The organism is Sphingobacterium kitahiroshimense, assembly GCF_025961315.1.
Lineage (GTDB): Bacteria > Bacteroidota > Bacteroidia > Sphingobacteriales > Sphingobacteriaceae > Sphingobacterium > Sphingobacterium anhuiense.
Window position 1 is genome coordinate 1,964,516 of record NZ_JAOQNK010000001.1, and the last position, 14,502, is coordinate 1,979,017.

The 14,502-nt window shown below is 34.3% G+C and carries 13 protein-coding genes; 4 read left to right on the forward strand and 9 right to left on the reverse strand.

Annotated features, from left to right (window positions below; genetic code table 11):
- Positions 1-2: 2 nt before the first annotated feature.
- Positions 3-1,373: a TolC family protein gene (locus M2265_RS08975; RefSeq protein WP_132772929.1), complete on the reverse strand. Its 1,371-nt coding sequence runs from the start codon at positions 1,371-1,373 to the stop codon at positions 3-5.
- 45 nt (positions 1,374-1,418) lie between these two features.
- Here M2265_RS08975 and M2265_RS08980 point away from each other — a divergent pair, with 45 nt between their 5' ends.
- Positions 1,419-2,027 carry a polysaccharide deacetylase family protein gene (locus M2265_RS08980; RefSeq protein WP_132772930.1) on the forward strand — a complete coding sequence of 203 codons (609 nt, stop codon included), beginning with the start codon at positions 1,419-1,421 and terminating at the stop codon, positions 2,025-2,027.
- Here M2265_RS08980 and M2265_RS08985 read toward each other — a convergent pair.
- The 4 genes from M2265_RS08985 to M2265_RS09000 all read right to left on the reverse strand — a co-directional run bounded on the left by M2265_RS08985 (position 2,006) and on the right by M2265_RS09000 (position 7,130).
- Positions 2,006-2,827: a DUF4249 domain-containing protein gene (locus tag M2265_RS08985; RefSeq protein ID WP_132772932.1), complete on the reverse strand. Its 822-nt coding sequence runs from the start codon at positions 2,825-2,827 to the stop codon at positions 2,006-2,008. The two genes, M2265_RS08980 and M2265_RS08985, sit on opposite strands and share 22 nt — an antisense overlap.
- 111 nt (positions 2,828-2,938) lie before the next feature.
- The gene (locus M2265_RS08990) at positions 2,939-5,269 is read right to left on the reverse strand and encodes a TonB-dependent receptor domain-containing protein (protein WP_132772934.1); all 2,331 of its coding nucleotides are present in this window, start codon (positions 5,267-5,269) and stop codon (positions 2,939-2,941) included.
- 135 nt (positions 5,270-5,404) lie between these two features.
- Entirely contained in the window at positions 5,405-6,244 is an 840-nt protein-coding gene (locus M2265_RS08995; RefSeq protein ID WP_132772936.1) for an alpha/beta hydrolase, read from the reverse strand.
- A gap of 4 nt (positions 6,245-6,248) precedes the next feature.
- Entirely contained in the window at positions 6,249-7,130 is an 882-nt protein-coding gene (locus tag M2265_RS09000) for a hypothetical protein (protein WP_021188453.1), read from the reverse strand.
- A 58-nt stretch (positions 7,131-7,188) separates the two neighbouring features.
- On the opposite strand from M2265_RS09000, the gene M2265_RS09005 reads away from it, so the two are divergent.
- Positions 7,189-8,106: a DUF4377 domain-containing protein gene (locus tag M2265_RS09005; RefSeq protein WP_165905976.1), complete on the forward strand. Its 918-nt coding sequence runs from the start codon at positions 7,189-7,191 to the stop codon at positions 8,104-8,106.
- A gap of 71 nt (positions 8,107-8,177) precedes the next feature.
- The gene (locus tag M2265_RS09010) at positions 8,178-8,927 is read left to right on the forward strand and encodes an isocitrate lyase/PEP mutase family protein (protein WP_132772940.1); all 750 of its coding nucleotides are present in this window, start codon (positions 8,178-8,180) and stop codon (positions 8,925-8,927) included.
- Positions 8,928-8,972: 45 nt separating this feature from the next.
- Here M2265_RS09010 and M2265_RS09015 read toward each other — a convergent pair whose 3' ends face one another.
- Entirely contained in the window at positions 8,973-9,494 is a 522-nt protein-coding gene (locus tag M2265_RS09015) for a TlpA family protein disulfide reductase (RefSeq protein ID WP_132772941.1), read from the reverse strand.
- A 226-nt stretch (positions 9,495-9,720) separates the two neighbouring features.
- Here M2265_RS09015 and M2265_RS09020 point away from each other — a divergent pair, with 226 nt between their 5' ends.
- The gene (locus tag M2265_RS09020) at positions 9,721-10,179 is read left to right on the forward strand and encodes a MaoC family dehydratase (RefSeq protein ID WP_132772943.1); all 459 of its coding nucleotides are present in this window, start codon (positions 9,721-9,723) and stop codon (positions 10,177-10,179) included.
- A 63-nt stretch (positions 10,180-10,242) separates the two neighbouring features.
- Here M2265_RS09020 and M2265_RS09025 read toward each other — a convergent pair whose 3' ends face one another.
- The 3 genes from M2265_RS09025 to M2265_RS09035 are packed head-to-tail and all read right to left on the reverse strand — an operon-like array spanning position 10,243 to position 14,167.
- Complete coding sequence (locus tag M2265_RS09025) at positions 10,243-11,820, reverse strand: beta-carotene 15,15'-monooxygenase (protein ID WP_132772945.1); 1,578 nt, start codon at positions 11,818-11,820, stop codon at positions 10,243-10,245.
- Entirely contained in the window at positions 11,820-12,881 is a 1,062-nt protein-coding gene (locus M2265_RS09030) for an HlyD family secretion protein (protein ID WP_132772947.1), read from the reverse strand. The genes M2265_RS09025 and M2265_RS09030 overlap by 1 nt, the downstream gene beginning before the upstream one ends.
- Positions 12,881-14,167 (reverse strand): TolC family protein, encoded by a 1,287-nt coding sequence (locus M2265_RS09035; RefSeq protein ID WP_165905977.1) that lies wholly within the window; start codon positions 14,165-14,167, stop codon positions 12,881-12,883. The genes M2265_RS09030 and M2265_RS09035 overlap by 1 nt, the downstream gene beginning before the upstream one ends.
- Between the last annotated feature and the right edge of the window lie 335 nt (positions 14,168-14,502).

Here is a 14,502-nt window from a genome sequence, read left to right on the forward strand (position 1 = left end):
GGTTATTTAACATCAAATTTAATTGGATTTCCAACATAATAATCAATTATTTTATCTTTAAAGATCATATTATACTTTGCTTGGATTAAATCAAATTCAGCTTTATTTCTATTTGTTTGTGCGGTAAACAGTTCAATACCATTTGCCATACCTATATCATAGCGTTCCTTGATCACTTGAAATGCATCTGTCGCGCTACTAAAAGCCGCTAAACTAGATTGGTAACGCTGTGCTGCGGCAGAAAGGTCTAAAACAGCCTGATTAACGGTTTTATTTAAATTTGTTTCTAAAAGCTGTTGACTGGTTTCTGCCAATTCTAGATTAATCTTAGCTTTTGATACATTTATTCGGTTCTTATTATTATCAAAAATTGGTACCGACAAAGTCAGTCCTGCCCCAAATGATTTATTTTGATTAAACTGGTCACCAAAAGGAAGATAATCTCCGGTAATTAAATTTCTTCCTTTGGAAGAATAATTGGTACCATAACTCACTCCTAATGAAAGAGAAGGATAATAGCCCCCTTTGGCAATATCAATTTGTTTTAATGCTACTTCCTTATCTAATTGAGCCTTCTTTACCTCTGGATTGAAACTTTTAGCTTTTTCAAAGACATTAACTGCCGAATATTGACCGAGCACATAATCCACCGCTTCTACTTCTGGTTTAACCAATTTCAATTCTGCTTGTGGAGACATCTCCATCAATTGTTTCAATGTCAATAAAGAAGATTCATAGGCATTTCTAGCATTTACCAAATTAAGCTCATCCGTAGCAACTTGATTTTTAGATTGAGAAAGATCAGCCAAAGTTTTATTACCTACTTGAAATTGGATGGAATCATTTTTCACCTGTTCTTTAGATAAAAGAATCTGCTGTTGGCTCGCAATCGTCAATTCACTGTTTGTGATTGCTTCCAAATAATTAACCAATACAGATAACATCAAATCATATTTTATCTTTTCGATTTGCGTAGCGGATGACTCTAATAGTAATTTATTAGCTTTAATCTGGTTGATCTTCTGAAAACCTTGAAAAATGGTTACATTAGAACTCACAGAAGCGCTTGATGTCCTCGTCCATTCATTTCCCGTGATCACGGTACCCGATACCTGGTCAAATGCAAATCCATTATTAAATCGCTGATTTACACCTATGCTCAAATCGGGATATAAATTAGATTTTGCCTGATAGACGTCCTGCGCCGCTAAATCTTTATTTAAAGTAGCCTGCTTAACTTGCAGGTTTCTTTCTAAAGTAATTCGAATAGCTTCTTCTACGGTTATTTGTCCTTGTCCAAACCCCGCATACCCCATCAAGGAAAACATGATGGTCATAAAAGCCATTTTCTTATAATTTTTTCTATCGTCCATAGTAAGAACCTAATAGTTTTAATATTTTTGCTAAAATAAAAAAGTATGTATCTTGTTAAAGCACCTTTCTTTCTTAAATTATTATATCCAAAATCAATCTGGAATAAATCAAGGAAAGAAAACAAAATTTACCTCACTTTTGATGATGGTCCTATTCCGGAATTAACTCCATTTGTTTTAGATACTTTAAAACAGTACAACATCAAAGCGACTTTTTTTTGCGTAGGTGAAAATATTAAAAAAAATCCACATTTATTCGAAAGAATTTTGTCTGAAGGCCATCAAGTCGGAAATCATACTTACAATCATTTAAAAGGTTGGAAAACTGACGATGCTAAGTATCTCGAAAACATCCGACAGTGTCAAGAGCTTACCAAAAGTAAGCTATTTCGCCCTCCATATGGAAGAGCTAAAAAATCTCAATTAAAAGAACTCTATTCTGCATATGAAATTATCATGTGGGATGTTCTAACCGGTGATTTTGACCTTTCACTTTCCCCTGACCAGTGTTTAAAAAATACAATCAGAAATACCGAAAATGGATCAATTATCGTTTTTCATGACAATATAAAAGCAATACCTCGTGTAGAATATGCACTTCCTAAAACTATAGCTTATTTATTAGAGAAAAACTACCGATTCGAAGTGTTATGATTTGCTTTTTCAAGTACTTTTAGTTCATAGTATTGCGCACTACTAACACTAAAATATCCAAGTGCACCATTAGATATATTAGATATCGGATTAGAGGGAGCTGCAGAACCTGGGTTTAACCCTTTAACATTGGACCAGTATGTGTATACATCCTTGGCGATACATTGTCTCAAAACTTGAATTTCGTCTCCAACTTTTATGTCTTCATCTTCATTACTTATTTCATGCTCAACAAATAATCCATCATTAAATTTATCACTAAATACATCGCTAAATTTAAATTCCTCATCATTCAATTTCAACTTATACTTGTAATAGTTATCTTGATTAGCTGGATCATTAAAACCAAATGAAGCATATATATATTCATCATTAAATCTTTTTTTACGAACTAAACCGATGGAATCTACTGCTACATATTTAGGCATGATACAGGTTGACTCAAAATGGCTTCCATCAGACATTGTAACTGATAAGGCATATCGATCACCTTCTTTGAAAGTCATTCTATCAATAACATAGCTACCATTATTCCTATCAGCAAATTGATAAGAACGGCCACTACTCATATTTGTCACTTGCACATAAGCGCCTAACACCGGATCGTTGGGTGATGTATTCGAAAAGTCGACAACACGGTTAATGGAGATTGTTTGAGACACATTTGCATTATGCAGATCTCCGACAATAACATATTTACCTACTACAGCATCTAACTCTAAATCTATTTTATCTTCACATGAACTTAAAAATACGGCCGTTACCAACACGATACAATTAAAAACAGTTTTTATATTCATCACAATAATTTATTTATTCATTAATAATCAGTTTTTATAGATCAGCACGCTAATGCTTGTTTTGATGATTTAACTTCTTGAGTACCTATCAGTATCTTACTTTTAAAATCATTAAAATTTAAAATTCCAGGTCACAGAAGGAATTATACCGAATAAAGCGATTCGATAAGCCTCCGTAATATTAGCATTATCCTCATTCTCTCTAAAATCAATTAAGTACGCGTTTTTTCTGTTGTATGCATTATATAGCCCAAAAGACCACGATGAGGAATACCTTTTATTAAGCTTGACACCTGGATCGTAAGTTGCAGATACATCAAGACGGTGATAATTAGGCATCCGATAACTATTGCGATCTGTATAATAAAACAAGGTTTTACCGTCTACCTGATATTTTCCAGAAGGAAAAGTAACCGCATCACCTGTGTAGTAAACAAATGTAGAGCCCAAAGTCCATTTATCTGTCAGCTTATACATTGCTACTAAAGCGACATTATGAGTTTTATCTTGTCTGGCATTGAACCATGCTCCATTATTAATCTGATCAAATTGACGCTCACTTTTCGATAGCGTATAGCTCAACCATCCTGTTAATTTTCCTTTATTTTTTTTCACAAACCATTCTACGCCATAAGCTCTTCCTTTACCGAATAATAATTCTCCATCCAACATTTCGTTTGCCTGTAAGTCAGCACCATTCTTAAAATCAATCTGATTTTGCAGATCTTTGTAATAGGCTTCTACCGAAGCTTCATATTTTGCATTTTCAAAATTCTGAAAATAACCTAGTGATACTTGATTTGCTAACTGTGGTTTGATGTTATTGGAACTTAAAACAAATTGATCTGTTGGAAGGCTTGATGTCGTATTCGTCAGCTGATGCAAGTTTTGAGAATTACGATTTAAGGATGCCTTTATACTTTGATTGTCATTGAACATATAATTTAATGACAATCGTGGTTCTACAGTGAGGTAATTTTGAATTATCTGATTTTTCTCATAAATAGTTTTCTCTGTGGCATTTCCATCGGCATCAAAACTATAGATTGTACCTGGCCCTAACATACTATAATTATTAACACGTATACCGTACAATGCTTTAAATTTATCTGATATAGACCATTCATCTGACACGTAAACAGCCGTCTCCAACCCTTTTCTTGGTTCGATCTCAATTGTGTTTACTGCGGATCCCTCTCCCCCAAAAAGACTGGCAGGACGAATTGTCTGAACAGATGCTTGAACTCCAAACCGGATCTGATGATCATTATTAGGATAATATTGAAAATCTTGTTTAAAATTTAAATTTTCAATCTTTGAAGTGATTTTGAAATTTGAATTATCTTCAATATTCACGTTGTAATTAAAATCGCTATAGATAAATGTCGTGTTACTAAAGAGCTTATTAGTCCAAACGTGATTCCAGCGTATCGTACCAGTCGCATTACCCCAATTAAAATCAAACAAATCACTATAAGCCATTGCATCTTTTCCAAAGTAACCAGATAGAAACAAGGAATTCTTATTATCAAAACGATAATTTACTTTAGCATTCAGGTCATAGAAAAACAATTTGCTTTTGTTTACATCTTCATCCTTCGATAATTTAAGAAATAAATCGGCATAAGTTCGACGCCCACTAATCATAAAAGACCCTTTGTCTTTTACTATAGGTCCTTCCACTTTAAGTCTAGATGCGATTAAGCCCACACCTCCTTCTACACCAAACTCTTTGTTATTTCCATCAATCATACTGATGTCCATAACGGAGGAAACCTTACCTCCAAAATGTGCCGGCATACCACCTTTATAGAAATTTACATCTTTAATCGCATCAGAATTAAATGTAGAGAAAAAACCAAATAAATGTGACGCATTATATACCGCTGCTTCATCCAGTAGTATTAAGTTCTGATCACCTCCACCGCCACGCACATAAAAAGAACTGCTACCCTCTCCTCCACTTGTCACTCCTGGTAGCAATTGAATTGTTTTTAAAACGTCCTGCTCTCCAAAAACAACGGGAATATTTTTAATATCTTTTATTTCTAATTTGACCAAACCGGTTTGCACACCAGATACATTACCGATCTTACGTCTTCCTGATACCACAACTTCTTCCAGCTTTCTTCCTCCAGGGGTCATATCAATATTGAGTACACTATCCCGCTCAATCTGCAGATTAAAAATTTTTTCATCAAAGCCAACATAGGATACTGCAATAGTCTGACTTCCAGCCGGCAACTGAATGGAGTAGAAACCATAATTATTTGTTCTAGCAATTTGACTAGAATTCAAATCTCGAATCACAGCTCCAATAAGAGTTTCGCCATTTGCGGCATTCTTAATGTATCCAGAATATTGAAATTTGCCTTGAGCAAAAATTTGAGAAAAAAATAAAAAGAATAAGACGAAGAAGGCAGGTCTAAGAGATCGTAACATTATTTTGATTTAGTGTTTACCAAAGATAAAAAAAGCCTTGTGGTTAGCAAGGCTTTGTGTCATAAGTTTATAATTAATTAATAAAGATTTTGGAAAACAAAAATAAATCATTTATTCATAATAGCCAATTATTTATTAATTTTTTACAAAAGTATCTTTTTTTATAAAGAACTCATTGAAAAATGCCATCTGATAAATGATTGATTTAGACCAATAATCCCAGTTATGGGCACCTGACCGGGTAATAAATGTATGTGGAATATTGTTATAATCTAATTTATCATGAATTGCTACATTTACTTTATAGAAAAAATCTTCCTTCCCACAATCTATGATCAAATCCAATTTGTTGGGTTCAAGCAAATGCACCTGATTGATAACTGATTTATTCTCCCATTCAACAGGATGAGCCGTATAGGTTCCGATTCTACTTTTGATATTCCAATTCATAGGAAAAGGACGAATATCCAATCCACCAGAGGTACTTCCGGCGGCACCGTATATATCCTGATGATTAAGCGCTAATGTCATGGCTCCATGTCCTCCCATGCTCAATCCTGTTATTGCTCGTGCCGATCGATCTTTCTTTGTTGAATAATTAGCATCAATATGTGTTATTAGTTCTTGACTAACAAAAGTATCATACTGATAATTTTGATCACCTTTTACGTCCCAATACCAGCTATCAAATCCTCCATCAGGACAGACAACTATGTATTGATAGTTATCAACAAGCTTTTTTACAGCAGGAACATTATTTACCCAATTATCATAACGTCCACCAAAACCATGAAGTAGATAAAGCACGGGATATTGATTTTTCTTATCGTATTTTTCAGGTAGAATTACAACAGCCTTTATCCCTTTAAGCATACTTTTACTATTGATTGTTAATGTATCTACAGTAGCGGCATGACCTTTAATGAGAAATAAAAAAAATAGTGCCACTAACCAATATTTGAGTTTCATGTTCATTGTATTATAGTTTTTCAAAAAAATAAAGTGATGATTTAAGTCCAAACGGACGTTCACTGATGGTATAAAATCCTTCTCCGTTTAATCCAAAAGTAATAGCTTCCCCCTGTGGTTCAATCTGATAAGGAATTAATGTGGGTTTCCTAGACAGAGCCTGTTCAATCGACTCGTTCCTATTTCTAGTCCAATAAAATATTTGCGTTAAGTTCTTAATTATTATCGCACTACCTGTGGGACTGATATTTGCGGAAGTTGTAAAAGTAAATGGCAATGTTTGAACAGGTGTCAATAGGCTGAAATTCTTTTTCACATTATTAAATATTGTAGCCTTATAAACTGTTGATTGAAAATCTCTTTTCGAAATAACATAAAGCTGACGATCTACGGGATCAACAAATAAAGCTTCTGCATCCCGAGGACCATTCTTATATCGCAACGTAACGGTACGGATTACTTTCTTCGGAATATGAATTAGCGTATCACCATGCTGATATGTTGGCTCAGGAAATATGTGAAGTTTAATATTTTCACGTTTCGAATTATTATCTCCAATATCTGCTAAAATTAAAAATGAATTTCCATTGATGATTACGCGCGCTATATCTTCACAGTCCTTCACAACAATGGATTCTAGTTCATATGTACATAACAAACTACATTTCTTATCGATCAAATAAACCCGAGCCTTATCTCCACTATCATTGTGCACCCAAAAACAGGATGATTGTTTCGCATTGATAATTCCGGACAATTCATTTAATTTCCTATCAGAAATCTCACCTAAGGCCACCTGCGATTTAAAGAGCTGTTGGCTGGTTTGGGTAAATGCGATATGAAATTGTAAAAACAAAAAGGAAAAAACAATAACTTTGTTTAATAGGTTCATGCGTTAAAAATACAATATTTTTTAATCAAACAACGTTTTCTATTTACAAATGAAGCATATGATCAAATTTTCATCTCTAATATTTTTACATCTTACAGCATTTAGTTTAACATCTTTGGCGCAAACAAATGATTTTACAATTAAAATGAAAAGCGGTATCCAGAAAGAGCAGGCATTGCAGGTAAAATATTATAATAGTGCAGATTGGGAACCTTTTTATGCTAAAATAGAATCTTTCTCCTACGATCCCAATTATAGTTATGAACTGCGAATTAGAAGAACAAAAGTAGCAAATTCAGTTCCTAATAAGCCTAGTTATCGTTATACTCTCCTGAATACAGTACAAAAATCTCAGGTAAACTCGGAGAAAATAATCTTAGAAATCAATGATAAATGGGTAGACTGCCAGGGTGTAGGGCAAATGAAGTGCCTACAGGTGAGGTCTACTCCCAAAGATGATTGGGAATATTTTCACAGTCATATAAACGGATTTGATTACGAAGAAGGTTATATTTATAAATTAATAGTGAAGCGTACCAAAATCGAAAATCCGCCACAAGATGCTTCAGCTTATCAGTATAATCTTGTAAAAATTGTGACGAAAACAGCAAGTAAAAACAAAAGATCTTTACCAACAGCAGCAGTATTCTTATCAAGACATAAGTGGAAATTGATTAGTTTAAATGGAAAAGATGTAGCTAAATATAATGCTCACCTACTTTTTGATGCTGATAAGGGCCGGATATCAGGAAACTCGAGCTGTAATAATTTCTTTGGACCATTTATCATAACTAGTAATACGATTGAATTTCCAAATATAGGAACCACAATGCGGGCATGTATGGGTGATAATATTGAATCTGACTTATATCAAGTCCTTGAAAATAGGGAACTTCATTACGATATAGCGGAGCAGACGTTTAATCTGTATATTAAAAATAAACACGTTGCTATTTTCGGCCTGACAGAAAAATAAGTCTTCAATATATGCTCTTTACAAAAACAAATATGTAGGATGATGTGTTTTACAATAAAAAGATCGAAATTATGTCATATACAAAATTCACAAAACTGCATCAGCAGAGTAACTTGCTGATTTTAGGAAATGTCTGGGATGCACACAGTGCTAAAATAGCGGCCTCTGCCGGATTTCAGGCCTTAGGTACCTCCAGTCATGCAATTGCTAATTCACTTGGCTATGCCGATGGAGAGCAAATACCTGTGAATGAGTTATTATTTGTCGTCGAAAGAATAGTGAAATCCGTAAAAATACCTGTTTCTGTCGATTTTGAATCTGGTTATTCAGACAACCCATTTGAAGTTGCCAAATATGTAACACAGCTTTCTGAAATGGGAGTTGTAGGAATCAATTTGGAGGACGGAAAGGTAGTTAAGTCTGGACGCAAGCTCGGTAAAACAGGTATTTTAACAGAAAAAATTGAAGCCATTAAATCGAGCACTAAAAATATATTTATCAATGCTAGAATTGATACCTTTACCACTAAGCATGAAAATGCGCTCGAAGAAACCATTAAAAGAGCTAAAATTTATGAAGAGGCAGGTGCCGATGGTTTATTTGTACCACTAGCAGAAAGTAAAACAGATATTGAAAAAATTGTTAATTCAACACGTTTACCGCTTAATTTATTTCTAACGGATAAACTCGCAAAACCCGCTGTATTAGCAGAACTAGGTGTGAAAAGACTGAGCCATGGTGCAAAAATTTACGAATATTTAGTCGCTCAAAACACGAAACTATTTCATGATTTTTTGGCCAATCCAAAACTTCCTAAATGATATTTTATAAAAGCCATTTATCTTAGTAAAATGGCTTTTATAATTTTACTCCTCACTCAACTGCTGTAGTGCTTCTTTAAATTTAGTTGACTTAAAGTTCATTCCCCCCCCATGTTTATTTACCAGTACCCCTTTTCTATCCAGAATAATTGTTGTCGGTATAGATTTCGTTTGCAGATCCAATGGTAGCTCTGTTTTAATTCGGTATACTGGAATACTATACTTTCTTTTTTTCATAAAATTTCCTCCTTTAACTGCATTGCCGTCCATATCTACTGCCATGAAAATGATATTGCTATTTTCCCTCATGTCGAGATAAAGTTGATTCAGTCCCGGCATCTCAGCTAAACAGGGTATACACCATTTTGCCCAATAGTTGATCACAACAACCTTGCCTTTCAGATTGCTTAAATTGATATCTTCACCATCACTATTTTCAAATAAAACATCATAATCTTGCTGCAATCTTGCTGAATAATCTTTTATATTGATGGAAACAATAAAGGAGAAACAGAATAATCCGATCACCGAAATTAACCATCCTATATTTTTTTTACAAACTCGCATAACATCACCTGTAGTCCAATCTCAAAAATAGAATTTTTTATCAACTTTTATGATAGGCCTAACTAAATACTACCCTCACAATCAAAAGATTAATAAAACAAAAGATAACCCTTTGCTATATTCCTTAAAATGTTAATCTTATTTTAATATATAATCGCTATATTCATTTAAACAAACTGATACATGATCAAAAATAATCAGCTTACAACTAACATATCAAACAAATATGCTTACAATAAACAATTACGAAGATTATAAATCCTATGAAGGAAAGCTTTTGGGATTATCAGAATGGCACAAAATTGATCAGCAACAGATCAACAGTTTTGCTGATGCTACTCTAGACCATCAATGGATTCATGTCGATAAAGAAAAAGCGGAATCCGAAGGACCTTTCAAATCTACTATTGCTCATGGATACTTAACGCTTTCACTCATTCCTTACCTTTGGAAGCAGATTGCTGAGGTTAGAAATGTAAAAATGGAGATTAATTACGGTATTGAAAATCTAAAATTTGGTCAAGCTGTTTTATTTGATAGCGAAGTTCAGTTGCAAGCAAAAGTAAAATCTGTGAACAATTTAAGGGGTGTTATAAAAGTTATTATCGAAGCTACATTATTGATTAAAGATAATGCTAAACCTGCATATGTAGGTGATGTTATATTCCTTTATCACTTCATGTAGTAAATATACAAAGCATCCATGTTTATATAATGGCACATGGATGCTTTGTATATTTAAGAAAAGCTAAGCGGGAGATACCATATTCCGCTTAAGTTTTTTATACATACTTTTAAGCGACGGAGATAAAAAAATAACAATCAAAATAATAATGCTGATGAGTGACATCAATTCATAATAATCCATTGCAAAACGTACAAAAGCCTGATTTTTGACACGTTCTGTCACCAATTTGACTGCTGTTGCATGTTCATGAAACTGAAGACCATTTTTCAGCAACGTTGCACTTTCTTTTTCAAAATAACGCTGTAATATGATATTATTCTGCTGCAGATAGTCTTGAAAAACCATCTGATGTTGATTGGTGTCAAATAATTTGAAGAAATTTTGTAAACCGATACTACTGGTGTAGCCCAAATACCGTATAGCCAGACAAACCGCCGCCGCAGAAACGGCCAAATGTGACTTCACACTCGCTATTGTAAATAAAATAGTAGGGACCATGATCAATCCAACCCCAAATCCGTGGAGCCATAAAGGAATCCAGAAATAATAATCATTCCCTTCGCTTTCAAAAGAAAAAAACATCACCTGATGGAAACTCAATAAAAAACAATAACCTAATATCCAGATCCACTTGACTGCTTTATGGGCAATAATCCAGTACATGGAAAATAACACCCCCATAATAATTCCTAAAATATTAAACCATTGCACATAGGATAAATGGATCGGATCTAGTTTTAAAACCTGAGAAAAATATTGATTGGACACGGAAAGCGAAAATCGTTCGATATACATCATAAAAAGGATCAATAACCCTAAAAGTAAGCGTCGATTTTTAAAAATGGAAATATCAACATACACGCGTTTTAAAATCAACTGACGGATGATAAAGCAAATCAACAAAGCGATTCCCAACAACAATGCAACCTGCATATGCTGATCTGAAAACCAATACACTTCTTGTCCATACACCATCATATAACCAAAGGCAATGATGACACCACTAAAATAGATACTACTTGGCCAGTCTAGTGAAAACAAAGGATAAGGCCTAATATGACGTATTGATTTCATCGAAAGCAGTATCATTAATAAGCCCGGCATAAAGGCTAATGCAGCATAGAGGTATAATACATCGAAATTAAAGGAATCAATAAACTCTGCAGTTACAAAACTATTTAAGGGGGAGCTGCAGAGCAACATTCCGAAAAAGATAGAATAGCTTACCTCCTTAGCTCGTTCACTATTTAATCTTGAAAAAATCATCGATATGGATAGGTTTACCGCACTGGCAAATAACATTCCTTGCAGAAAGCGCAATCCATAGACCCAGGTAATATCCGTAATTCGATACATCAGAAAACAATTCAGTATCTGTAATAAATTGAATATAACATAATACTGCTTTACTGGAAAAAAGAGGAAGAAACGTCTTTCTAAGATATAAAAGCCAACAAATCCGGCATAGAATAGAATTATCAAAAACTGAACATCACTGGGCTGACTGCCATAATAACCTGCAGTAACTTGAATATTGGCTCCGGGCAAAAAGAATAATACCATACTCGGCATTAAGCAGCTGAATAATATTAGCTTAATCAACCATTCCGGAACCCATTCCTTAAATATCTCTCTCACTACTTTTTATTTTTAGCAACAGATACATTTACGTTCATGCCGGAACGCAAAATTTGTTCACCCTGCTTCTTTTCCAATTCAATTCGCACTGGAACACGTTGGACTATTTTAACAAAGTTTCCAGTTGCATTATCCGGAGGTAATAAAGAAAAAGAAGAGCCTGTGGCAGGGGAAATTGAAATAATTTTCCCTTTAAAGACTTGATCGGGATAAGCATCAGCGATCACCTCTACCGAATCTTGAATACGCAGATAGCGCAATTGGGTTTCTTTAAAATTTGCAGTCACCCAAGTCGGTGTCTCAGCATTAACAATAAATCCCAATACTTCACCAGCATTGACCATCTGCCCCTCTTCAATACTCCGTTTACCGATCATACCGTCATAAGGAGCACGAACCACTGTGTATCCTACATCCAGATGTTTTCTCCCAGCAGCCGCAGATAGTCTATTCTTTTCTGCACTGACTACTGTTTTTTGTACTTCGACATCTCTCACCCGCTCTTGCGAAGCTTCCAATTTATGCTGAAGTGCAGCCAATTCACTTTTATAAACGTCTAAAGTCGCTTTGACATCTTCCATTTGCTGGGCTGTGGCAGATTTTTCTTCATAAAGAAATTTATACCGATCATACTCTAGTTGTTGCTTCGTTACCCTAGCCTCATTTGCATCAATAGATTTCTTTAATGATTCATGCTCCTCCATTAGGATCTGCTTTTGACTGCTCAACACATTCATTTCAGCATGCTCTTTGTATACAGAAGCATTAGCTTGATCGGCCTCGTATCTATATTCACGTTGATCAATAATCAGCAACGTATCACCGCGTTTTACAAATTGGTGATCATGGTAATGCACAGAGACAATGTACCCTCCCACTCTGGAGATAATAGGATTGATATACTGAGTTACCTGGGCATCATTTGTGTAAGCATAGTTTAACCGAATCCATAATGTGCGTCCTCCCCAGAACAATAATGCACATAATACAAGTGCTGCGATCCAGTTTGTTAATTTTGTCAACTTAGCATCGGTCAATGACCAACGAGATTTAGGTTTCATTAAATAGTACCTTTTAAGAATTCAATAAAATAATAGTGTTTCTGTATTGCTATTTTAGCAGTTTCGAGTTCAAATAACGTTTTTAGATGCTCCATGTCTGCGTCTAACAGATCTGTAACAAGAGCTGATGATTTAAAATAACGGTTTTTGATAATACGAGCATTTTCTTTGGCAAGACCAACATTCTTCAAGCACACATCTCGTTGTACACAAGCTAATTTATAATCCAGATGTGCTTGTAAAAGTTGATGTTGCATATGCTCTTCTTCTAGATGGTGCTTTACTTCTTCTCTATCCACTGCAACTTTCGCAATTCTTACGAGATTTTTATTACTATAAACAGCTGAAATTGGGATCTTCAATTTGAGACCGACAATTCCTAAATTATACCAACTATCATTATATGGGTATAGAAATATCTGTGGATTGGCAAAAGTAAAATTACCAGCAAGACCAAGTTCTGGCAGATAATTTGCTTTAGATTGCTTAATTGCCAGCTGTTTTATTTTCACTTCCTGTTCAGATTGCTGCAACACAAAAGCATGGTGTTTAGCAAAAGCCCAGGATTCATCATAACTATCAACCTTTACTATAAAATCATGTGGCACTGGAACGATTGTGGCATCGCCACCAATAATGAAATTTAATCTCTGATTGAATGCTTGAATATCATGGTCAATTTGAACCAGCAACAGTTCGCGTTTAGAAAGTTCCAGTTCCATACGCAACACATCACTATGGAGTAAAGCACCCGAAGTATATAAATTTTTTATTTCTTTTAACTGGGCTTTCTGATCAATAATATCTGATTCAATTAAGGTTTTATCCATATAAGATCTTTCTAGATCTAAAAACAGATTACATACATCCAATTTGATCCCTGCTTTATCATTTGCCCACGCAATAGAAGCAAGCACCTGTTCCAATTTTCGGGATTCAATTTTCATCATATCTTTATGACCATTGTAAAGATTTAGATAAAAATCAACCCCAGTATCATATAAATAATGAATGACATCGTGTTGACTTGGTTTGTTAAATAGTCCATGATCATAGACGGGCATATTGGTTGCATAACTAGCAGAACCACGTAATGAAATTTCCGGGAGCAATTCCATTCGCTGTTGTTGGACTGCCAATTTACTTTCTTCAATCTGCAAATAGGAAGTTTCTATTTGCTTGGAATTCAGCAATGACTTACTGATTATATCTTCCAAAGATGTTCGTAACGTATCAGAAGCCTGGACTTCTGAAATAGCAGATAATAACAACCCAATTGTTAGCATCCGCTTTACCATGCTGGTAATAAATATCACTTTCGTTTCTATAAAAATTTTGCGTTGCAAACATAGAGACTATTTGGATAAATAATTTCTTCACAATTGCCAATATCTTATGCATAAAAGACAAAATCAAATAAATAGAATACAAAACAACTCAATTAAGACATGCTATGAAAACGCAAGAACTCATTTAATGAAAATTAAATTCTAAAATAGAAATATATTTACAAACGACATAATGTTATTTTCTAATATAAAACCCATATGACGTAAAAAAGGTCTACTGAATAACGGGAATGTATTCAGCAGACCTTTTCCTTATGGTATCATATATTTTT

What these genes read in the sequence shown, in the direction of transcription:
- M2265_RS08975 (WP_132772929.1), bottom strand. Translation starts at nt 1,373, where the DNA reads ATGGACGATAGAAAAAATTATAAGAAAATGGCTTTTATGACCATCATG.
- M2265_RS08980 (WP_132772930.1), top strand. Translation starts at nt 1,419, where the DNA reads ATGTATCTTGTTAAAGCACCTTTCTTTCTTAAATTATTATATCCAAAA.
- M2265_RS08985 (WP_132772932.1), bottom strand. Translation starts at nt 2,827, where the DNA reads ATGAATATAAAAACTGTTTTTAATTGTATCGTGTTGGTAACGGCCGTA.
- M2265_RS08990 (WP_132772934.1), bottom strand. Translation starts at nt 5,269, where the DNA reads ATGTTACGATCTCTTAGACCTGCCTTCTTCGTCTTATTCTTTTTATTT.
- M2265_RS08995 (WP_132772936.1), bottom strand. Translation starts at nt 6,244, where the DNA reads ATGAACATGAAACTCAAATATTGGTTAGTGGCACTATTTTTTTTATTT.
- M2265_RS09000 (WP_021188453.1), bottom strand. Translation starts at nt 7,130, where the DNA reads ATGAACCTATTAAACAAAGTTATTGTTTTTTCCTTTTTGTTTTTACAA.
- M2265_RS09005 (WP_165905976.1), top strand. Translation starts at nt 7,189, where the DNA reads ATGATCAAATTTTCATCTCTAATATTTTTACATCTTACAGCATTTAGT.
- M2265_RS09010 (WP_132772940.1), top strand. Translation starts at nt 8,178, where the DNA reads ATGTCATATACAAAATTCACAAAACTGCATCAGCAGAGTAACTTGCTG.
- M2265_RS09015 (WP_132772941.1), bottom strand. Translation starts at nt 9,494, where the DNA reads ATGCGAGTTTGTAAAAAAAATATAGGATGGTTAATTTCGGTGATCGGA.
- M2265_RS09020 (WP_132772943.1), top strand. Translation starts at nt 9,721, where the DNA reads ATGCTTACAATAAACAATTACGAAGATTATAAATCCTATGAAGGAAAG.
- M2265_RS09030 (WP_132772947.1), bottom strand. Translation starts at nt 12,881, where the DNA reads ATGAAACCTAAATCTCGTTGGTCATTGACCGATGCTAAGTTGACAAAA.
- M2265_RS09035 (WP_165905977.1), bottom strand. Translation starts at nt 14,167, where the DNA reads ATGCTAACAATTGGGTTGTTATTATCTGCTATTTCAGAAGTCCAGGCT.